19 protein-coding genes are annotated in these 20,634 nt (G+C 42.9%); 10 read left to right on the top strand and 9 right to left on the bottom strand.

All coding sequences use genetic code 11. The features are described from left to right. Nucleotides 1-58 precede the first annotated feature (58 nt). Complete coding sequence (locus RHM67_RS02960; protein WP_322230535.1) at nucleotides 59-3,805, top strand: sensor histidine kinase; 3,747 nt, start codon at nucleotides 59-61, stop codon at nucleotides 3,803-3,805. Between the two features lie 243 nt (nucleotides 3,806-4,048). Here RHM67_RS02960 and RHM67_RS02955 read toward each other — a convergent pair whose 3' ends face one another. Continuing rightward, complete coding sequence (locus RHM67_RS02955; RefSeq protein WP_322230534.1) at nucleotides 4,049-4,975, bottom strand: hypothetical protein; 927 nt, start codon at nucleotides 4,973-4,975, stop codon at nucleotides 4,049-4,051. 253 nt (nucleotides 4,976-5,228) lie between these two features. Here RHM67_RS02955 and RHM67_RS02950 point away from each other — a divergent pair, with 253 nt between their 5' ends. From RHM67_RS02950 to RHM67_RS02935, 4 genes are all read left to right on the top strand, one after another. Beyond that, nucleotides 5,229-6,776, top strand: coding sequence for a glycoside hydrolase family 10 protein (locus RHM67_RS02950; protein ID WP_322230533.1), 1,548 nt, complete (start codon nucleotides 5,229-5,231; stop codon nucleotides 6,774-6,776). A gap of 144 nt (nucleotides 6,777-6,920) precedes the next feature. Continuing rightward, nucleotides 6,921-7,496 (top strand): RNA polymerase sigma factor, encoded by a 576-nt coding sequence (locus RHM67_RS02945; RefSeq protein ID WP_322230532.1) that lies wholly within the window; start codon nucleotides 6,921-6,923, stop codon nucleotides 7,494-7,496. A gap of 14 nt (nucleotides 7,497-7,510) precedes the next feature. After that, nucleotides 7,511-7,912 carry a hypothetical protein gene (locus RHM67_RS02940; RefSeq protein WP_322230531.1) on the top strand — a complete coding sequence of 134 codons (402 nt, stop codon included), beginning with the start codon at nucleotides 7,511-7,513 and terminating at the stop codon, nucleotides 7,910-7,912. Between the two features lie 96 nt (nucleotides 7,913-8,008). Beyond that, on the top strand, nucleotides 8,009-8,224 hold the full coding sequence (locus RHM67_RS02935) for a hypothetical protein (protein ID WP_322230530.1): 216 nt from the start codon (nucleotides 8,009-8,011) through the stop codon (nucleotides 8,222-8,224). 114 nt (nucleotides 8,225-8,338) lie between these two features. Here the strand turns inward: RHM67_RS02935 and RHM67_RS02930 are convergent, their stop codons facing one another. Then, nucleotides 8,339-9,889, bottom strand: coding sequence for an NAD(P)/FAD-dependent oxidoreductase (locus tag RHM67_RS02930; protein ID WP_322230528.1), 1,551 nt, complete (start codon nucleotides 9,887-9,889; stop codon nucleotides 8,339-8,341). 260 nt (nucleotides 9,890-10,149) lie between these two features. Between RHM67_RS02930 and RHM67_RS02925 the strand changes: the two genes are divergently transcribed. Beyond that, nucleotides 10,150-10,719: an RNA polymerase sigma factor gene (locus tag RHM67_RS02925; RefSeq protein ID WP_322230526.1), complete on the top strand. Its 570-nt coding sequence runs from the start codon at nucleotides 10,150-10,152 to the stop codon at nucleotides 10,717-10,719. A 157-nt stretch (nucleotides 10,720-10,876) separates the two neighbouring features. Here the strand turns inward: RHM67_RS02925 and RHM67_RS02920 are convergent, their stop codons facing one another. Then, nucleotides 10,877-13,165, bottom strand: coding sequence for a GH92 family glycosyl hydrolase (locus tag RHM67_RS02920; protein ID WP_322230525.1), 2,289 nt, complete (start codon nucleotides 13,163-13,165; stop codon nucleotides 10,877-10,879). Between the two features lie 201 nt (nucleotides 13,166-13,366). On the opposite strand from RHM67_RS02920, the gene RHM67_RS02915 reads away from it, so the two are divergent. The 4 genes from RHM67_RS02915 to RHM67_RS02900 all read left to right on the top strand — a co-directional run bounded on the left by RHM67_RS02915 (nucleotide 13,367) and on the right by RHM67_RS02900 (nucleotide 15,959). Then, entirely contained in the window at nucleotides 13,367-13,945 is a 579-nt protein-coding gene (locus RHM67_RS02915) for a LemA family protein (protein WP_322230524.1), read from the top strand. Between the two features lie 107 nt (nucleotides 13,946-14,052). Then, nucleotides 14,053-14,487: a TPM domain-containing protein gene (locus tag RHM67_RS02910; RefSeq protein ID WP_322230523.1), complete on the top strand. Its 435-nt coding sequence runs from the start codon at nucleotides 14,053-14,055 to the stop codon at nucleotides 14,485-14,487. Nucleotides 14,488-14,493: 6 nt separating this feature from the next. Next, entirely contained in the window at nucleotides 14,494-15,318 is an 825-nt protein-coding gene (locus RHM67_RS02905) for a TPM domain-containing protein (RefSeq protein WP_322230522.1), read from the top strand. A 92-nt stretch (nucleotides 15,319-15,410) separates the two neighbouring features. After that, entirely contained in the window at nucleotides 15,411-15,959 is a 549-nt protein-coding gene (locus RHM67_RS02900; protein ID WP_322230520.1) for an NUDIX hydrolase, read from the top strand. Nucleotides 15,960-15,962: 3 nt separating this feature from the next. On the opposite strand, the gene RHM67_RS02895 is transcribed toward RHM67_RS02900, so the two are convergent. The 6 genes from RHM67_RS02895 to RHM67_RS02870 all read right to left on the bottom strand — a co-directional run bounded on the left by RHM67_RS02895 (nucleotide 15,963) and on the right by RHM67_RS02870 (nucleotide 20,509). Then, nucleotides 15,963-16,460, bottom strand: coding sequence for an acetyl-CoA carboxylase biotin carboxyl carrier protein subunit (locus RHM67_RS02895; protein WP_322230519.1), 498 nt, complete (start codon nucleotides 16,458-16,460; stop codon nucleotides 15,963-15,965). 45 nt (nucleotides 16,461-16,505) lie between these two features. Further along, nucleotides 16,506-17,168, bottom strand: coding sequence for a DUF4159 domain-containing protein (locus RHM67_RS02890; RefSeq protein WP_322230517.1), 663 nt, complete (start codon nucleotides 17,166-17,168; stop codon nucleotides 16,506-16,508). Further along, nucleotides 17,169-17,876: a 16S rRNA (uracil(1498)-N(3))-methyltransferase gene (locus RHM67_RS02885; RefSeq protein ID WP_322230516.1), complete on the bottom strand. Its 708-nt coding sequence runs from the start codon at nucleotides 17,874-17,876 to the stop codon at nucleotides 17,169-17,171. It abuts the gene before it with no gap. Nucleotides 17,877-17,957: 81 nt separating this feature from the next. After that, nucleotides 17,958-19,298, bottom strand: coding sequence for a hemolysin family protein (locus RHM67_RS02880; RefSeq protein ID WP_322230514.1), 1,341 nt, complete (start codon nucleotides 19,296-19,298; stop codon nucleotides 17,958-17,960). 8 nt (nucleotides 19,299-19,306) lie between these two features. Further along, nucleotides 19,307-19,852 carry an inorganic diphosphatase gene (locus RHM67_RS02875; protein ID WP_252758966.1) on the bottom strand — a complete coding sequence of 182 codons (546 nt, stop codon included), beginning with the start codon at nucleotides 19,850-19,852 and terminating at the stop codon, nucleotides 19,307-19,309. Nucleotides 19,853-19,870: 18 nt separating this feature from the next. Further along, complete coding sequence (locus RHM67_RS02870) at nucleotides 19,871-20,509, bottom strand: DedA family protein (RefSeq protein WP_322230512.1); 639 nt, start codon at nucleotides 20,507-20,509, stop codon at nucleotides 19,871-19,873. Nucleotides 20,510-20,634: the final 125 nt, after the last annotated feature.

The following is a 20,634-nucleotide window of genomic DNA, read 5'->3' as shown; positions in this document are numbered from 1 at the left end:
CATCTGTTAACTAACAGGTGGCTTTATTTTTACCAACCATTTAAAATACATTTAAAGCTTGAGCACCGCAGGAAAAATACGGGTATTACTGGGATTGTTATTCGCAACCTTATTGTTTACCGCAATAGTTGTCGAGAGCACTTACACGCCCGATAATAACCTGATACAAACGGCAAAGCTATTAGAAAACAACTTGCACGATAAGGAAGCGCTTGTTTACAATTCGATAAAAGACAAGCAGATTTTTAACGAGATAAAGCAGTTGCGTACTACCCCTGCAAAAGGCTTAGAGTATATTAACGAGTATACAATAAATAACGCTATCTGGATCCTTGTTTACAAAAATGGTGAGCTTGACTTTTGGAGCGGGCCTAAGATAATCCCGTCTAAACTAAGTAATATAAAAGACGGCTGCTCATTTATTAAACAACCCAACGGATATTACGAAACCATCCGCAAAACCGAAGGAGATACATCGGTTATCTTTTTTATCCCGGTAAGAACCACTTATCCGTTCACAAACGAATACCTCGAAAACATCTTCGCCAAAGATCTTACTATTGATGACAATATCGCGATAGCCGATTTTACCGACAAGAATGTTTATGCTGTACACGATATTAACAATGTATACCTGTTTTCACTAAAACTTATTAAAGGCGTTAACCATCGCTTTTTTTATTTTGTTGTAGGGTTTTGGTTATTAGCCATCCTTACGCTACTTATACTGGTAAATAATATAGCACTTTATTTAGCCGGGAAGGGATATGTTTACCCGGCCCTGTTATTTATGGCTGCATTTGCAATACTATTCAGGTTTGTAAACCTATATTATGGCTGGCCAAATTTCACGCAGGAACTACCGCTGTTTAGCCCCAAGCTCTATGCATCTTCGCCTATATTCCGCTCCCTTGGCGATTTATGCATCAATATATTATTAATGTGCTGGGTGGTTATTTTTGCTTACACCTACCGGTTAAAACTTATTACACGTGTACCCAATAAACTGTTAAGTTATGCCATTTTATCGGGCAGTATCTTGTTACTTATCATCACCTCCACAAATCTTTTAAAGGTTTACTACGGGCTAATTATAAACTCCAAAATCAGTTTTGATGTAAATAATGTGCTCAATCTTTCGGGCTTTAGTTTAATTGGGGTGCTTATGCTGTGCTTCAGCTTCCTGATCTTTTTTTTACTAAACGAGGTTATATTAACCATTTCCTTTAAGCTAGATATCCCTATTTTACAACAGCTGCTCATTTTTGTAACCAGTGTAATTGCAGCAACGGCAATCGCAACTTATTACTGGGGGTTTAGCTTATTTTACCTGCTTTGGATGATGATGGTTATTATAAGGGGCTACTCCTATTTATACAATAACAAAAAATTTACGGTAACCTCTTTTATCAGCATTGTATTGATATGTTCTGTAATCTCATCCATAAAGCTTAGTTATTTCGAAAAGATAAAGGAGCAGGACCTGCGCAGAGTATTGATACAGCGCCTGGAAGTACCAGATGATACAACTGCAGATGCCCTGTTCAAAACAATAGAGAAAGAGATAATTGTAGATCCATTACTGATAAACTATTACAAAAACACCGACCATACAGCAGATTACCTGGAAACACGCCTGCAAAAATTGTATTTCGACAGGTACTTGTCCAAGTACGATTTTGAGGTGCACGAGTATAATAATTTAGATCAGCCCATATCTGTCGAAAAGAATTATTCGCTTGATGTTTTTAAGGATATGGTGGTGTACAGCTCATTCAAGGTATCCAACTACTTTTATCGCCAAAACGAATCATTCGGCTTTCAAAGCTATTTTGCCATATTACCCGTGATGGACGGCACAAAAAAACTGGGCACTATTGTAGTCGAGCTAAAATCGAAACCATTGCTATCCGCAGGTACCTTTCCCGATCTGTTGATTGACAAGGAAGTAAAAGGCAGTACTGAGAAGTTTAAAAATTATTCATTTGCTTTTTATACCGATAACACACTTATTGGCCAAAGTGGCACGTATGTTTATAGCATCCGCAATAGTGAGTTTAAAGGCGAACTTAAAAAATACACCACACAAACCACACAAAGCAATAAGGCCGGTTTTGCAGATAAATTTACAACCTATAACCATTTGTTGTACAAGCCGGCCAATCGTAACTTAATTGTTGTTACACAAGAAAATAACATCCTGTTATCTACCACTACGGCGTTAACTTTCTTTTTTGTTGTGCTGCTTGCCTTTGGCGCCATCATATTGCTTACACGCGCTATATGGATCAGACTGAAGATCTTTAACGTTAGTAACGACCGCATTAAGTGGACATTCAAACTAACTTTCGACAGGATATTATACAAAACACGCATCCAGTTCTCAATGATATTCGCGGTGGTTATAACACTGATACTGGTAGGGATAATAACATTCGTATCTATCAGTACGCAATATCAGGCGCAGCAGGAGAAACTCATCCGGTCAAAAATAATGCAGATATCTGCGGCTTTAGAGGCCGGGCCGATAACAAATTACACCGGTAAAATTACAGAGAACAGCAAGATCAAATTTGATGACCTGGCGAATACTTACTCTGCCGATCTTACCCTTTTTGGGCTTAACGGCAATTTACTGATAACCACCCAACCCAAAATTTACGATTACGGCTTACTTTGCCGGCAGATGAATGGCCGTGCATTTATCGCGTTAAACGGCATGCAAAAATCTGAGGTAGTTAGCGAGGAAAAAATAGGCTTACTAAAATATACCGCTGCTTATACACCCATTCGTAATGTAAAGCACCAAACTATAGCTTACCTGCAGTTACCGTATTTTGCTAATGAAGCAGATTATACCGAGCGAATTGGCTCGCTGTTAAACATCATGATAAATGTTTACGCGCTTATATTTATAGCTATCGGCTTGTTTGCAGTGATCATTGCCCGCCAGATAACCGCACCGCTAAACTTTATACAGTATAACTTAAGTAAAACCATTTACGGGAAAAAGAACGAGCCTATTAAATGGGACCGCGATGATGAGATAGGCGCGCTGGTGAAAGAGTATAATAACATGATAGCCGCGCTGGAGAACAGCGCCCAAAAGCTGGCACAGTCCGAACGTGAGACGGCCTGGCGCGAAATGGCGAAGCAGGTTGCACACGAAATTAAAAACCCGCTTACGCCGCTTAAACTGGGCTTGCAACTGCTTGATAAATCGTGGAAAGATAAAGATCCTAAGTTCGATCAAAAGTTTGAGCGTTTCAGTAAGTCATTTGTGGAGCAGATAGAAAGCTTGTCGTCTATAGCATCGGAGTTTTCGGCGTTCGCCAAGATGCCTGATACGCGAATAGAACGTATGGATATTTTTGAAGTATTTGGCAAAGCAGTAACCATTTTTAAACAAATGGATAACGTAACCATTAATATGGACCCGCCGACAGCCCCGTTCTTTATTGGTGCCGACCGCGACCAGATACTGCGTTGCTTTAACAACCTGCTTAAAAACGCTATAGAGGCAACGCCTGTAGAGCGTGCCTGTATTATTGATATCCACTACCTGGTTACTAACAAAAACATACTGCTCACCATAAAAGATAATGGCAACGGTATCCCCGAGGGTATGCGCGAAAAGATTTTTGAGCCAAACTTTACCACCAAAAGTTCGGGAACGGGATTGGGACTTGCCTTTGTTAAAAACTCTATCGAAAACGCGAGCGGTAAGGTATGGTTCGAGACTACCATCGATGTGGGCACAACCTTCTATTTAAGCTTACCTTCGGATATTTCGGGAACTGTTTAATCCCTTTCCTTACCTGGCCGATAGCGAAGCATCAATAGCCGTTTAGCAACTCGAATAAAAGAGTTCAATAATAACCTTCTCCTTTGTCTTGCTGCTTACCCGAACATCAGAAAGAAAGTCAGCAAATGGATTATCAGCTTTGAATAATAGATCCTTCGCTATCGCCCAGGACGGCAAAATTCACGATCACAAAAAATGCCCGATTACAAAGGTAACCGGGCATTTTAAATATTTAAATATCTCTTACTTCAACGTAATGCTGGTTTTACCCATGCTATAACCATCTGCATATAAAAGCACGGTGTAGGTGCCCTTTTGGAATGGAGATGGGTTTATCCAGTCTATGGTATAACCACTGCCGTCATCCCTAAAATCAATAGATGTTTTGTAAGTAAATTGCAGGTCCTGGCTATCGGCATTAAATGTACCTGAATCGTTTTGAGTAATAAGGTTTCCAGTTGGGTCTATAATGCGCACGTATACATCATGCAGGCCTTTTTCGGCAACAGCATTAGTGGCAACTGTAAAGTTTATCTTGATTTTTTGAGCCTGTTTAGCTTTGGTAACATCACTTTCTTTACCACTGTTTTTTACTTTATAAGCAACAACATCGACAGTGGCAACCTTAATGGCCGATGCTACTTTAACCTTGGTATCCAGTTCCTGGTTCTTTTGCTCAAGCGCGGTAGCTTTTTGGCTAACGGTTGCTAAGTTGGTTTTTAAGGTATCCCGCTCGGTAACTAATGTGCTGTTTTCCTTTTTTAATTCCTCTATATCTGCAGTGTACTTAGTAACAAAATACCTAAGCTGCTTAATATCCTCCTGGGCTTTGTTAATTTCTGCAACAGTAAGTTTACCTTTAGCAAGTTCGCTTCTTAAGACCCTGATCTTTACACGTAACGAATCATTCTTTGCTTGCATGTTTGCCGTCATTTTAGACCGGCCCGCGTTAACCTGTTCTATTTGCGCCTCAAGGCTGTCCAGTTCGGTTTGCAGCCTTGTTTTCTCATCATTCTGATAAACAATTTTTGTATCAGACTTGTTTTTTTGGGTGTACAGGTAAACATCCGTACCTAATAATGCAACCACAACCGCTATCAAAAAGTAAATCACGTTTGAATTTTTCTTTGGTGCCGGGTTAGGCTCATTATATGCTGATTGATAATCCATAGTAAGTTGTTAAAGGTTATGATAGCTTAACAGGCTGGTAACCCACTAAGGTATATCTTAATTCTTATTTATAAATATAGGTAAAAAACTAACAAACGCCGCAAAATGCGTATTGTTTGTACATATACAGGGCCGGGCTAAAATAAATACAATATCATTAAAACACAAAATAGGCGTAAATATTATACTAATACTAAAACAGCTTAGTTGTGAGTTTATATCTTTGAGGCTTTAAAAATAAAACATTCGCTTAATGCAATTCTACAGATACTTATTTACTGCTATTTTCTTTTCAATTATATGTTCCCTGTCAATTGCACAAAGCGTTACACCAGAAGCGGTTACCCAAATCGAGCCTAAGCGCGAATTTAGGGGAGTTTGGATAGCCACCGTAGTCAACCTCGACTGGCCTACCAATGCACGCGCTACTGCCGAAGCCCAAAAAACAGACCTGCTTAACCAACTTAATTTTCACCAGCAGGCGGGCATAAATGCGATCATCTTCCAGGTGAGACCTGCCGCCGATGCGTTTTACGCTAAAAGCCGCGAGCCATGGTCAAAATACTTAACCGGTAAACAAGGCCAGGAACCCGGTTACGACCCCTTAGAATTTGCCACTACCGAAGCGCACAAACGCGGCATGGAGCTGCACGCCTGGTTCAATCCCTATCGTGCAACCTTTGATAACAAGTTTTCAACCCTTGCGCCTGAGCATATCACCCGCACCAAACCCGAGTGGTTTTTTATTTATGAAGGAATAAAATTATTTAACCCCGGCCTGCCCGAAGTGCGCGAATATATTGTGCAGGTAATATTGGATGTGGTAAAGAATTATGATGTAGATGGCATCCATATGGACGATTACTTTTACCCATACCCGGTTAGGGGACAGGTTATAAACGACCTGGAAACCTTTGCCCGATACGGTAACGGGTATGATAATATAAAAGACTGGCGCCGTAACAATGTAGATCAATTGGTACACATGCTTGCAGATAGCATCCATAAATATAAACCGAATATGAAGTTTGGGATTAGTCCGTTCGGCATTTGGGCAAACAAAAGCCAGCATCCGGATGGATCTGCTACTAACGGAGGCTCGTCATACATCGAAAACTTTGCCGATACCCGCAAATGGATGCATGAGGGGTGGATAGATTATATTAACCCACAAATTTATTGGCAAATTGGCAACCGTGCCGCCGCATTTGATACGCTGCTGAACTGGTGGAGCAATAATACCTACAACAGGCATTTATACATTGGCCAAGGGCCATACCGCTTTTATGAATTACGCAGCCCGGCGTTTAAAAACCCATCAGAGATACCTAACCAACTACGTTTGATACGAGCTAACCCGCGGGTACAGGGGAGTGTTTACTTTAGGTCGCAATCCTTAATGGCTAATGCAAATCATTTGGTAGATACCTTAAAGAAAGATTTTTACCGCTACCCCGCCCTGCCGCCGCCAATGCTTTGGCGCGACTCCATCCCGCCTAATATCCCGCAGGCGTTTACGGTAAAATATGAGGGCAAGGGTGTAATGCTTAAATGGCAGCCGCCATTACCTGCTGCAGATAACGAACCTGTTTATGGTTATGTCATCTACCGTTTCCAGGGAAATGAGAAATTTGACCTTGGCGACCCCAAAAACATCCTGCACATCCAATACGATAATGAGCCGCTTTATATGGATAGCAACGTGCAAAAAGGCCAGACCTATTTTTACGTAATAACGGCCTTAGATAGGCTCAAAAACGAAAGCGACCGTACCCCAACCATGGCCATAACGTTGCCTTAAGCATATTTTTGATATAAATAAAAAGCCCTCTTTTCGATAATGAAAAGAGGGCTTTTTATTTGCCTTTCCATCACTCTTCAAAAAATAAAAATAATTTAAAATGTTTTTAAGGGTGGCTCGTCTTTATATTTAAACACATATAAATTGACAGCCGCATCAATGCCCCAGGATAAAAACAGCCATATCATACAAACCATTGCGTCGTATGGTAAAAGCTTGTTAGGGTTTATCCGCAAGCGGGTAAAAAATGATGCCGATGCCGAAGACATCCTGCAGGATGTTTGGTACCAGTTTAGCAATGTGGTAAATGCCGGGCCTATTGAGCAAACCAGCGCGTGGTTATACCGGGTGGCTAAAAACAGGATCATCGACAAGCATAAAAAACATTCAGAAACCTTGTTGGATGATATATTGCCGGCCACTGGTGACGAGGAGGAAGACAACTTCGATTTTCAATCGATACTGCTAACCGAGCCAAAAACGCCCGAGACCGAATACCTGCGTAACCTTTTTTGGGAGCAGCTTTTTGTAGCGCTTGACGAGCTACCCGAAAATCAGCGCCAGGTATTTATTTGGCAGGAGCTTGATGATATGCCGTTTGAGGAGATCGCTCAAAAGATCGGCGAAAACATCAATACCCTGGTATCGCGTAAGCGGTACGCGGTGTTACATCTGCGCAAGCGGTTAAAACAATTGTATAAAGAAATTACAGAATATTAAAAGAAAGAAACACAATGAAAAAGTTATTTTATGAACGCAGGTTCATTTTTATCCCGATAGGCGTAATAGCCATTTTAGCACTGGTAAGCTATGTAGTAATGCAGCTTTGGAACAACCTGCTACCCGATATTTTACACGTAGGAACCGTTACGTACTGGCAGGCCATGGGCATATTTGTGCTTTGCAAGATCTTGTTTGGCTTTGGCCCAAAAGGCGGTCGCGGTGGTGGCGCGCCCTGGATGCGCCGTAAACAAATGATGCAGGAGCGCCTTGCCGGCATGACGCCGGAAGAACGAGAGAGCTTTAAAGAACAAATGGAAAGCCGTTTTGCCTGGTGCAAGCCCCGTAATGGCCGTAACGACTGGCGCGATGCATGGAAAGAAGCGCCGATAGCTGAGAAAGAAACCAAGGAATAATTTCAGGATAAAAGATCGGAGAGCGGGAATATTAAATTAAACCGCTCTTCGTACCTGATTCCCGCACCAAATCAAAATAACAAAAACCCCTCTACCATGGATGTGCTGATATTTAAAACAAGTGTTGCCAACAAGCAGGAAATAAACCGGATCCACCCGTTGTTAACTTCGCTGGCCGAGATCCGTCAATATAATTTTGACCTGGAAGATTGCGATAACATATTGCGTGTGGTGAGCAGCGGTGTAGAACCACAAACCATTAACCACATGCTGCAAATTGCAGGGTTTATGTGTGAGGAACTGCCTTATTAAGTTGGCTGCCGCGAGCTTTCAGCTCGTGGTATAGCATGGCCTAAGCTTTCAGCTTTCGTTAGCTGAAAGCTGACTTTGTGCGCGGCACGAGTTGAAAACTCGCGCCATCAAATATTAATTAAAATACTTCACAACCCCATCCGCGCAGTTCACGCCATCGATAGCGGCGGAGATTATACCACCGGCATAACCTGCACCTTCTCCGCATGGAAATAGGCCCGCTACCTGCGGATGCTGAAAAGTTTCCCTATCGCGAGGGACCTTTACGGGTGATGATGTGCGCGACTCAACGCCCACTAATATCGCTTCGTTAGTATAATAGCCTTTCATTTTACGGCCAAAGGCGGGCAATGCCTTGCACAGGCGGTTATGGATCCAATCGGGCAACACCTCTTTCAGATCAACACTTTTGCAACCGGGCAGGTACGAGTTCTCCGGCAGATCGATAGATACACGGCCTTCCACAAAATCAACCATGCGCTGTCCGGGAGCGACTAAGTTACCGCCGCCTGCTTTAAAAGCCAGGTGTTCTACATGCTGCTGAAAATTTAGCATCCGAAAAGGGTCGTTCATATCCCCTTTTACGTCTTCCATATTTATCTGCACAACGGTCCCCGAGTTAGCAAATGGGTTGTTCCGTTTGCTTGGGCTCCAGCCGTTCACTACGATCTCATCCTGTGCTGTTGCACACGGGGCAATAATACCACCGGGGCACATACAAAAAGAGAATACACCGCGGTCTTCCACCTGTTCCACTAAATTATAATAAGATGGCGGCAGATCTGGCCCGCGGTATTCGCAATGGTATTGGGCACGGTCAATAATTTCCTGCGGATGCTCAATTCGAACACCTAATGCAAAAGGCTTGGCCTCAATCAAAATATCCTGGTGGTGCAGCATTCGGAAAACATCATGGGCAGAGTGGCCTGTAGCCAGTATTACGGCATCTGCCAAAAGCTTTTCGCCATTGGCTAATTGTACGCCTTTTATTTTGCCAAACTCCACCAGCAGGCTGGTTACCTTTGTATCAAACAAAACCTCGCCGCCTGCATCTAAAATACTTTCGCGCATGGCGGTAATAATTTGGGGCAGTTTATTAGTACCGATGTGCGGGCGGGCATCCACCAAAATATCATCGGTTGCGCCGTGGGCTACAAAGGTTTTTAGTACGCCATTCACGTCGCCGCGTTTGGTACTGCGGGTATAAAGCTTACCATCAGAATAGGTACCTGCCCCGCCTTCGCCAAAGCAATAATTACTTTCGGGGTTTACCAGGCCTTGTTTGTTGATGTTCGCCAGATCGCGGCGGCGTTGCTTAACATCTTTGCCACGTTCCAATATCATGGGTTTTAAGCCTTGTTCTATACATTGCAATGCGGCAAATATCCCGGCTGGCCCGGCCCCTACGATAATAACCCGCTTGGCATCTTTTACATTTTTATATTGAGGGTTGTAGATCTCGGTTTGTACAGGCTCGTCCACAAAAACACGTACATGCATCCGGTATAATACCTTACGGCCGCGGGCATCGATAGACCGCTTCAGGATATTTATCCCACTAATTTTCTCTTGTGGAATTTTTGTTGCTGCCGAAGCGAGGCTTATTAAAACCGCTTCATCTTCCTGCTGCCCGGGAGGGCATACAATTTCTACTTCTTTTATCATGCTATATGCCGGGTTTTTATCCCGGATTGATGTAAAGATAGTTATTCAATCGGCTGTTTTTAGTTGGCTGTTCACCTTTGTGGTTTATCCATACTTGTTCGCAATCAAACAAAATAACTGTTTATCGTTCGGGTACGTAACACCAACCGTACGCTATCGTACACCTAAAGATTATTTTAAATTTTATTTATTTGAAAATCAGACAGTTGCAAAATTGGTTCTGTTTTGGCATAGGGCATTGTATATTAAACAACAAGAAGATGATGACTACCGTTGATAACCGCTTACAAACCCTTTGGGATGGTTGCCTCCGTAACGACAGAAAGCAACAAGAAATGTTATATAAGGTGTTAGCGCCAAAAATGCTTGCAGTTTGCCTGCGCTATGCTAAAGATAAAGACGAAGCCCAAGATATACTACAGGAGGGATTTATAAAAATATTTAAAAACATGGGTAACTACCGTGGCGAAGGAAGCCTTGAAGGTTGGATCCGCCGGATTATGGTACACAGTGCTATTTCTCGTTATCGTAAAGCAAGAAACGTGGTTTTGGTTGAGGATTTTGCCGAGCAAGGCATCCCGGTTAGCACCAGCTATAATGATAATGGCTTAGAAGCCCGTGACCTGATGAACATGGTGCAGCAATTACCGGATACTTACCGTTCGGTATTTAACATGTACGCTATCGAGGGGTTTTCTCACCAGGAAATAGGCAGCAAATTGGGTATGAGCGAATTATTATCCCGCACTACCTTACACCGTGCCCGTACCATCCTGAAAGAAAAATTAACAAGCTTAGCTGTAAGAGAGCGCCACTGCCTGGCTGGATAAATTACCTAATACCCGCCTAAGTCACAATGATTTATTGATTACCATCCGGCAAGCCCGCCAGGTTAATCAATAAGTCAAAAGGTGAGCAACTCCTCGCTACCCACCTTTCAATTATCATTCAATATTCGTAATTCAGTAAACGATATTACATAGATACCTATTTGTGTTTCGCACTCATATAAAACACCATTTCGCCGCCGTTCATAATATCCTGATGGGTTAGGGTCAACGCCGTATATGATTTACCATTAAGGGTCATCTTTTGCACATAAACGTTTTTCTCGTTTTGGTTTTTAACAATGATGTTAAACGTTTTGCCATTGCCAACCTGTATAGTTGCGTTGTTAACCGACGGGCTACCGATAGAGTAATCAACAGAACCGGGCGCTACCGGGTAAAAACCCATCGAGCTAAAAATGTACCAGGCACTCATCTGGCCAGTATCATCGTTACCACCCAAACCATCCGGGGTTGGTTTGTACATGCGTGGTAGTATCATACGGATGCGTTCCTGCGTTTTCCAAGGCTGGTTTGTCCAGTTATACAGGTAGGCCACGTGGTGCGATGGTTCGTTACCATGCACATAGTTACCGATGATACCATCACGGGTAATATCTTCCGTTTCGGCAAAGTATTTATCCGGCAGGTTCATGGTGAATAGCGAGTCCAGATATGGCACAAATCGTTTGTTGCCACCCATCAGTTTTATTAAACCTGCAGGGTCTTGTGGTGCAAATAGCGTATAGTTCCAGGCGTTACCTTCAATAAAACCTTCGTTAATGGTACTTAACGGATCAAACTTAGCGCGGAAGGTGCCATCAGCCAACCTCGGCCTCATAAAGCCCGATTTGCTGTCATAAACATTTTTATAGTTTTCGCTGCGTTTAATAAATTCATTGTAAATGTCGGTCTTGCCTAATTTCTTAGCCATTTGCGCTATCGCCCAGTCATCATAAGCATATTCTAAAGTATTTGATACCGATACGCCTGTTTTTTCATCGGGGATGTAACCTTTATCCATATACTCGCCAATACCCTCGTAACTGCGGTGGCGCGCGGTAGCCACACAAGCCGTTAAAGCTTTTTCGGCATCAAACGGCGCATTGCCCTTAACAACAGCATCGGCAATTACCGATACGCTGTGGTAGCCGCTCATACACCAGTTTTCGTTGGCCGAATTGCTCCAAACCGGTAACATCCCTTCAGGGCTTTGGTCAAAGTGCACCATCATCGATTTTACCATGTCGGCATTGCGTTGCGGCTGTATAATGTTAAACAGCGGGTGCAATGCGCGGTAAGTATCCCATAACGAAAAAGTGGTGTAGTTGATAAAACCATCTGCCTTATGAATATTTTGATCGAGACCTTTGTACTGCCCGTCAACATCCATATAAATGGTCGGGTTGATCATGGTGTGGTACATGGCGGTATAAAAATCCTGCTTACGCTCTACCGATGCGTTAACCGTAATTTTCTCCAGTTCTTTTTCCCACTGGGCTTGTCCGTCGTTTTTAACTTTATCAAAATCCCAGCCCGGTACTTCTGCTTGCATGTTTGCCATAGCGCCATCCATGCTCACTGATGATAATGCAAATTTGACCTTGATCTTCTCGCCTTCTTCGGTTTTAAAGTCGAAGTATGCCCGAATCTGCTTACCTGCTATTTCAGGGAAGTTTTTGGATTGATTGAATTTACCCCAGAAACCGCCGTATACTTCACGCTTATCATATTTCTTAAACCCATGCTGAATAAATTTTTTATTGAAAGCCATAGCAAAGTATAAGTTGCGGGTGCGTGCCCAGCCATTAGTTTGGCGGTAACCTACCAGCGTACTATCGTTCAGGATCTTTACATACGTCCAAACGGTTTTGTCGGGATAGTTATAGATACCCGCCATCAGGTCCAATATAATATGCGACTGATCTGATTTCGGGAAAGTGTATTGGTGGAAACCAACGCGTGTGCTGGTTGTCATCTCGGCAGTAATGTTTGAAGCATCAAGCTTTACTTTGTAATAGTTGGCCGCGCTTACCTCATTTGCATGCGAGAAAGCGGAGCGGTAACCGCTACCCGGTTTATCGGCAACACCGGGGTTAAGCTTTAAAGTTCCAACAGTTGGCATTATTAAAAAATCGCCTAGATCTGAGTGTCCTGTACCGCTAAAGTGGGTATGGCTAAAGCCTACAATGGTTTTATCTTCGTATTGGTAACCTGCGCAGTATTCGTAAACTTTGGGGTTGTATTTACCATTCAATTCGTAGCTGGCGGTATCTGTTTCGGGGCTAAGCTGCACCATACCAAACGGAACGGTAGCACCCGGGTATGTATGGCCCATACGCTGCGTGCCGATGATGGGCTTTACATATTGCACTAAATTTTCGTGAGTATTTTGGCCCGCTGCATGCAGACCTGTACAAATTAAAAGAGCAGAAAATATCTTTTTCATTTATTGCTAGGATGATAATGCGTGATCAGTAATGCGTTAACGCTGTAAATATAAAATCATATAGCTTGTTAGCGCTATTTAATTACATTTACAAAGCCAAATATTGCCATTATGGCGTAATTGTTACGTTTTGTAACAACGGTATGGGTTTTGTAATCTAATTTGTAAATTCACATCAGCATAAATAAACAAACAAACACAATGAAAAATCTACTTATCGTAATAGCTGTTGTTGTAGTATTAGCCCTTATGGGTGGCTGCAGTTACAACGGCATGGTAAAATCTGACGAGAACGTTAAAGGCAAATGGGGCGAAGTGCAAACCCAGTACCAACGCCGCAGCGACCTTATACCTAACCTGGTATCAACCGTAAAGGGCGAAGCCAATTTTGAAAAAGGAACCTTAACTGAAGTAACCAATGCACGCGCAAGGGCTACCTCTATCCAGGTTGATCCTACTAAACTTACACCGGAAGCTATTCAGCAATACCAACAGGCACAAGGCCAGTTAAGCACTGCTTTAGGCCGCTTACTGGTTGCATCAGAAAACTACCCTACCCTTAGGGCTAACGATGCTTTCAGGGGCTTACAGGTACAATTAGAAGGCACCGAGAACCGAATTAGTGTAGCACGCCGCGATTTTAACGAGTCGGTACAAACATACAACAGCAAGGTTCGTACGTTCCCGGCTAACATTACTGCTAAATTATTCGGTTTTTCAGAAAAAGGCTATTTCCAAAGCGAAGCCGGTTCTGATAAAGCGCCAAAAGTTTCTTTCTAAGATCTCACCGATTGAGGATGATTGCACCGATTGCTTATTAAGCGGTGTAATCATTTTTTATAATCCGCGCAATTGCAACCAATAATCTGAGTAATCACAAATCAAATATGGCCGTATTTACCGAAGAGGAGCAGCAACGCATACAACAGGCTGTTGCCGATGCCGAAAAGAACACCAGCGGCGAAGTGCGCGTTTGCATGGAAAAAACCTGTAGCGACGACCCGCTTGACCGTGCCGCTAAGTATTTTGCCCAACTGGAAATGCATAAAACCAAGCTGCGTAATGGTGTGCTTATTTACGTAGCCACGGTCGACCGTAAGTTTGCCATCATTGGCGATGCCGGTATAAACAGCGTGGTGCCTGGCGATTTTTGGGATACCACAAAAGAAAGCATGCTAAACCATTTTAAGTACGGCAACCTGGTAGAAGGCATCATTACAGGGATAAAAGAAGCGGGCGAGCACCTGCAAAAATACTTCCCGCATTTGCTTAATGATAAGAATCAACTGCCCGATGATATCGCCTTTATGGATGGCAATTAACAACAAATGATGTTAAAGAAAACAATATTATGGCTGGGGCTGATGCTATGCATCGCAACCGCCTTTTCGCAAGATATCCCGGAAAAATCGGGAACCCTGGTTACCGATTATACCAACACACTATCAGCATCCGACAAGATAAAACTTGAAAACAAGCTGAATGCCTATAATGATTCTACCAGCACACAAATAGCGGTAGTGATCATCAAATCTACCGGCGATTACGACATTAACCAATATGGCGTTGAGCTATTGCGGAAATGGGGTATCGGCACAAAAGAAAAAAACAACGGCATTTTAGTTTTAGTTGCCTTGAACGACCGCAAGATGGCCATCCAGACCGGCTATGGCGCTGAAGGTGCCTTGCCCGATATCACCACTCAGCAGATCATCCAGAATGATATGAAACCGCGTTTTAAATTGGCAGATTATTACGGTGGGTTGGATGCCGCTACGGATGATATCATGAAAGCCATGAAAGGCGAATACAAAGCCGACACCCACAAAATAAAAACAAAAGGAGATGGCAGCCCTATTGGGTTCATCATAATCATCGTTGTGGTAATACTCATCTTTATATTCAGCAAACGCGGCGGTGGCGGCGGCGGTGGCCGTATCATTGGTGGCCGCGGCGGCGCAAGCCCGTTCTGGTGGTTCCTGGCAGGTAATTTACTTGGCGGTAGCGGTGGTGGCCGTAGCAGCGGTAGCGATTGGGGTGGCGGCGGCGGTGGTGGTTTCGACGGCTTTGGCGGCGGAAGCGGCGGCGGTGGTGGTTTCGACGGCTTTGGCGGCGGAAGCGGCGGCGGTGGCGGAAGCAGTGGTAGCTGGTAGAGTTTAAAAAATCTAAAAAGCAAATTCAAAATTCTAACAAGAGCAACAATTTATTGACTCGGAGTAATTCCAATTGGCATTTTTATATCCTCATGAGCAAACTTAACTGGACAATCTGTTCATCACAATATATACATAAAGGCCCCTGGGCTACATTGCGTAGCGATAAATGCGAAATGCCCGATGGTACTATAGTAGACGATTACTACGTTTTAGAATACCCTAACTGGGCCAATGCCGTAGCGCTTACCGAGGATAATAAGATTTTGATGGTGCGCCAATACAGGCATGCCGCTAATATCGTATCGCTGGAAATTCCCGGCGGTGTTATAGAAGATGGCGAGAACCCGGAAGAGGGGATGCGCCGCGAGTTGCTGGAAGAAACGGGATACCAGTTTAACGAGGTTGAACTGATCAGCACTGTGTATGCCAATCCATCAACCGCTAATAATAAAACCTTTTGTTACCTGGCCAAAGGCGGCAAAAAAGTACAGGAACAACAGCTTGACGAGCACGAACGTATAGTAGTAGAAGAATATACCATAGCCGAAGTAAGGCAACTACTGGCCGATAATAAAATAGCCCAGGCACTGCATTGTACCGGGCTATTTTATGCTTTAATGAAATTGGGCGAATTGTAATAGTTAGAACATCATTAATATCTGTCCTTTTTCAACTTTATCACCCGGTTTTATTTTGATGGTTTTGACGGTAACATCAGCGGGGGCTTTAATAATATTCTCCATCTTCATAGCTTCCAATATAAATAGATTATCGCCCTTTTTAATTTCGGCGCCTTCTTCTACCAGTACCTTTAATACCAGGCCGGGCATAGGGGCTTTTATGTCGCTTACTTTAGCGGTCATTAAATTGCTTAGGCCCATCTTGTCCAGCAATACATCAAACTGATCTTTCGCGGCAACGGTATAGGTGTTGTTATTCACCTTTATCTCGGCGGTTTTTGCTTCGCGATCAAAGCTTACTACCTCTGCGTTATATGATCCGTTCTCGTTAATAACATGATACAGCAGATCATTCAATTGCTTTATATCCGCGTTAATGGTTTCGCCATTAACGGTAAGCGAGTCAGCTTTTCTATCTACCTCAAAATCGTGCTTCGTATTAACCTTTATTTTGTACATGTGATCAGAATTTTCAGGATTTAAGAATTTACAGAATGCCTTGTGCTACTTGGTGAAAATATATTGAATAAGATTTGCGCCCATCTTAAGGGCTTTTAAACGCTCCTCCTGGCTATCGCCGGCGTAAGTGCCATAATCTTCCCAGCCGTTACCTAAGTCGCACTCAAAAGTGTAAAAACACACCAGGCGGCCTTTGTAGATCAGCCCGAAGCCTTGCGGGCGTTTTCCATCATGCTCGTGAATCTTTGGCAAGCCATTTGGAAAACTATATTTCTGTTCATAGATAGCATAGTTAGTTGGTAGTTCCACAAAGTCTAACTCCGGAAATACCTTTTTCATTTGCGGGCGAATAAACTTATCGAACCCATAATTATCATCAATATGCAAAAACCCACCACCGGTTAAATATTTGCGCAGGTTGCGTGCTTCCTGGTCACTAAAAATCACGTTACCGTGGCCGGTCATAAATATAAATGGATAGTTATAGATCTGGTCACTGCCTACCTCAACCACTTCTTCTTCCGGCTGGAAGTTGGTCTTCAGGTTATCGTTACAAAATTTAATGAGGTTTATGAGTGCTGTGCGGTCACCATACCAATCGCCGCCGCCGTTGTATTTAAGCCTGCCCATTTTGTATGACGGCGCGGTAAAGCTATTGATGCAAAGCATCATGGTAAAGGCTGCGACAACAAAAACAGATCTTCTCATTTATCGGTTTAAAAAATTCACCTCAAAGCAAGCTTCAAGTGCTGCCGTTTCGGTACGTAAGCGGCTTTCACCTAAAGTTATGGCTTTATATCCATTCTGCAAAGCGGCATCCACTTCCGACGGGCTAAAATCACCTTCTGGGCCAATCAGTATCAAGTAACGGTTTTGCTTCTCTATAGATTGTGCAAGCTCCACTTTTTCACCATCATCACAATGGGCAATAAACTTTTGCCCGTAGAACGGTTGCTTTAAAAATTGGTTTAAATTAACCGGGGCATTTAGTATTGGGTGATATGCCTTGATAGATTGTTTAATTGCAGATGTGATAATCTTATCTAAACGCTCTACCTTGGCCTCCTTACGCTCCGAGCGCTGGCAGATAATAAGCGAGATCTCATCGATACCTATCTCGGTAGCTTTTTCTAAAAACCACTCTATCCTGTCTAAATTTTTGGTTGGCGCTATAGCGATGTGCAGGTAATGATTGCGTTTGTTAAATTCGGCAGTAACCGAATTTATTTGCAGGATGGTGCGCTTCGGGTGCGCATCTTTTATCTCGGCTTTGTACAAACCGCCTTTGCCATCTATCAGCGTAACCGCATCGCCAATATTAAGGCGTAACACGCGCACGGCATGCTTGCTTTCTTCTTCGCTTAAAAAGTATTGGGATAAAGTTGGGTCGATATCTGGTGTATAAAAAAGCTGCATTTTTCTTTTTTAATATCAAGTATTTAGTACCAGGTATCAAGATTTTTAGAAGTAGTATATCATAATACTAACTACTCGATACTAATGTAAATCTACAGCGTCCTCTTCGTTTATCAGCAGCTCCAGCTTTACAGATTCTATGTTCTGGTCAGATTTTTTTAGCACCGTAATGTTGTATCCGTTGCTCTCTTTTTGCTCGCCCACATCAGGGATCTTACCAAAGATATGGCCTAACCAGCCTGATACAGTATCAAAATCGCCATCCTCTGGCAGGTCATGCGGCAGATGCTCGTTTACGTCGTAGATCGGCGCAAGCGCATTAACCACAAACTCGCGGTCGTTCAGCTTTTCAACAATAGGTTTCTCTTCGTCAAACTCATCCTGGATCTCGCCGACTAATTCTTCAACAATGTCTTCCAACGTAACCATGCCAGCAGTACCTCCAAACTCATCAGATACAATGGCTATCTGGATGCGTTTTTGCTGCAGTTCAGCCATCAGATCATTAATTTTTTTGGTTTCTGGGATAAAGTATGGCTTGCGAATAATGTCTTTCAATACAATCTGTTCGCCACGGGCAAGCAACGGTAAAATATCTTTCGCGTGTACAATACCTACAATCTTATCTATCACCTCGTCAAACACCGGCATCCTGGAGTAACCTTCAGTTATTAATATTTCTAAAAGTACTTCCTTGCTGGTATCCAATTCAATACCAGATATTTTGGTACGGGGCACCATGATGTTCTTAACCACGCGTTCGTTAAAATCAAATACGTTCTGGATCAGCTCGTGCTCGTTAGAATCCAATGCGCCGGTTTCTTTACCCTGGTCAAGCAAAAACTGCAACTCTTCTGATGAGTGATGCGCCTCGCCACCTTCTAAGGTGTTTATTCCAAATAGTTTCAGGATGAAGTTGGCAAAACCGTTAAGCAACCAGATGAACGGGCGGAACACCACGAAGAAAAACCTCAATGGCAATGATACCGCCAATGTTGTGCGTACCGATTTTTGAATAGCTAATGATTTTGGTGCAAGCTCGCCGAATACAATATGTAAGACGGTAATAGCCACGAATGACAAAACGTGACTGGCAGTAATAAAGCCCGGAGTAAGCGTAATACCCATACCCAAGAATGCACGCAGTACGATGTTTGTGACTACGCCCTCGCCCACAACACCAAGCCCCAGTGATGCAATGGTAATACCCAACTGCGTGGCAGCCAGGTAACCATCTAAATTATGTAAAATGCCCCTTGCAACTTTAGCTACACCGCTGCCGGATTTAGCCTTTAATTCAATTTGCGAGCCTCGTACCCTCACAATGGCAAATTCTGCTGCCACGAAAAATCCGTTTAGCAATACCAGGAATATGGTAAGGAAAATATAGAAGGCACTAATTTCGTAAGGTCCGGGGTCCATTTATTGTTTTATTTGTGATCGGGGAAGGTAGACTTATAAAGATCTAAACCTTCTTGAATTACTTTGTGTGCATAACGTACGCCCAGCAAATGCTCAATGGTTACGTTCTTGCCTTCCAGCACTTTGTAATCGCTAAAAAAGCGTACAATCTCTTTCATAGCGTGTGGCGGCAATTCGGCAAGGTCGTTAATGTAATTAACCGACATGTCGTTTTTTGCTACCGCGATGATCTTGTCATCCTGCTCACCGTTATCAACCATATGCATAACGCCTACTACTTTTGCCTCGATGATTGACATCGGGAAAACATCTATAGAACAAAGTACAAGGATATCCAAAGGGTCATTATCATCGCAATAGGTTTGCGGGATAAAGCCATAGTTGGCCGGATACATTACCGATGAAAATAAAACCCTGTCTAACTTTAACAGGCCCGAATCTTTATCTATTTCGTATTTTGCTTTAGAACCTTTTGGTATCTCAATTATCGCGTTTACTATCTCAGGAATATTATCACCCGGTGAAACCTGATGCCAGGGGTGTTGTGTGCTCATGTATATATATTTAAAATTCTATTCGTCTTTTGATTTTTCGTATTGTCTTTTCACAAAAGCAATAATCAGCGGAATTGTTGTAATTATTATTAATCCGAGTACAATGTACTGCAGATAGTCTTTTAACTCGGGGAAGCGCTTGCCCAAAAAATAACCGGCTAATGTTAGGGTTGTTACCCAGGCAACGCTGCCTATTATATTGTAAACGGTAAATTTTTTAATATCTACTTTAACAACACCTGCAAATATAGGGGCAAAAGTCCTAACTATAGGGAAAAATCTGCCTAAAATCAAAGCCATGCCTCCGTATTTAGCATAAAACGCTTCGGCAACAGTTATGTAACGCTTCTTAAAAAAGAACGAATCGTTCTTGCTGAACAGTACCGGCCCCGTTCGATAACCAAACCAATAGCCTGTATAATTACCCAAAATACCCGCGCCTATAAGCGAAAGTACCAGTGTATAAATAGGAACATGGATGATACCCGCCGCGCTTAACAACCCTGCCAGGAACAGCAAATAATCGCCGGGTAAAAAGAAACCAAAAAACAAACCGGTTTCAGCATATACTACTATAAGCAACAGGTAAAACCCACCACTGCTTAAAATAGACTGTGCGTCGGTTAAATTTTGAAGGTGTTCCCAAAAGTTTTCCATTAACTATATCCGTAAAACTACAAATATTAAATCAAATTAGCCTCACCTATTCCTCTCCGAAGGAGAGTGCCTTATTTCATTTTTCACCTTTCTTTCCTTCGGAAAGGGTTGGGGTGAGGCTTTAT

The organism is Mucilaginibacter sp. 5C4 (assembly GCF_034345625.1).
Taxonomy (GTDB): Bacteria; Bacteroidota; Bacteroidia; order Sphingobacteriales; family Sphingobacteriaceae; genus Mucilaginibacter; species Mucilaginibacter aurantiaciroseus.
The sequence above is the reverse complement of the archived record's forward strand: the minus strand, read 5'-3'. Positions and strand labels throughout refer to the sequence as shown.

What these genes read in the sequence shown, in the direction of transcription:
- RHM67_RS02955 (WP_322230534.1), bottom strand. Translation starts at nt 4,975, where the DNA reads ATGGATTATCAATCAGCATATAATGAGCCTAACCCGGCACCAAAGAAA.
- RHM67_RS02950 (WP_322230533.1), top strand. Translation starts at nt 5,229, where the DNA reads ATGCAATTCTACAGATACTTATTTACTGCTATTTTCTTTTCAATTATA.
- RHM67_RS02940 (WP_322230531.1), top strand. Translation starts at nt 7,511, where the DNA reads ATGAAAAAGTTATTTTATGAACGCAGGTTCATTTTTATCCCGATAGGC.
- RHM67_RS02935 (WP_322230530.1), top strand. Translation starts at nt 8,009, where the DNA reads ATGGATGTGCTGATATTTAAAACAAGTGTTGCCAACAAGCAGGAAATA.
- RHM67_RS02930 (WP_322230528.1), bottom strand. Translation starts at nt 9,889, where the DNA reads ATGATAAAAGAAGTAGAAATTGTATGCCCTCCCGGGCAGCAGGAAGAT.
- RHM67_RS02925 (WP_322230526.1), top strand. Translation starts at nt 10,150, where the DNA reads ATGATGACTACCGTTGATAACCGCTTACAAACCCTTTGGGATGGTTGC.
- RHM67_RS02920 (WP_322230525.1), bottom strand. Translation starts at nt 13,165, where the DNA reads ATGAAAAAGATATTTTCTGCTCTTTTAATTTGTACAGGTCTGCATGCA.
- RHM67_RS02915 (WP_322230524.1), top strand. Translation starts at nt 13,367, where the DNA reads ATGAAAAATCTACTTATCGTAATAGCTGTTGTTGTAGTATTAGCCCTT.
- RHM67_RS02910 (WP_322230523.1), top strand. Translation starts at nt 14,053, where the DNA reads ATGGCCGTATTTACCGAAGAGGAGCAGCAACGCATACAACAGGCTGTT.
- RHM67_RS02905 (WP_322230522.1), top strand. Translation starts at nt 14,494, where the DNA reads ATGATGTTAAAGAAAACAATATTATGGCTGGGGCTGATGCTATGCATC.
- RHM67_RS02900 (WP_322230520.1), top strand. Translation starts at nt 15,411, where the DNA reads ATGAGCAAACTTAACTGGACAATCTGTTCATCACAATATATACATAAA.
- RHM67_RS02895 (WP_322230519.1), bottom strand. Translation starts at nt 16,460, where the DNA reads ATGTACAAAATAAAGGTTAATACGAAGCACGATTTTGAGGTAGATAGA.
- RHM67_RS02890 (WP_322230517.1), bottom strand. Translation starts at nt 17,168, where the DNA reads ATGAGAAGATCTGTTTTTGTTGTCGCAGCCTTTACCATGATGCTTTGC.
- RHM67_RS02885 (WP_322230516.1), bottom strand. Translation starts at nt 17,876, where the DNA reads ATGCAGCTTTTTTATACACCAGATATCGACCCAACTTTATCCCAATAC.
- RHM67_RS02880 (WP_322230514.1), bottom strand. Translation starts at nt 19,298, where the DNA reads ATGGACCCCGGACCTTACGAAATTAGTGCCTTCTATATTTTCCTTACC.
- RHM67_RS02875 (WP_252758966.1), bottom strand. Translation starts at nt 19,852, where the DNA reads ATGAGCACACAACACCCCTGGCATCAGGTTTCACCGGGTGATAATATT.
- RHM67_RS02870 (WP_322230512.1), bottom strand. Translation starts at nt 20,509, where the DNA reads ATGGAAAACTTTTGGGAACACCTTCAAAATTTAACCGACGCACAGTCT.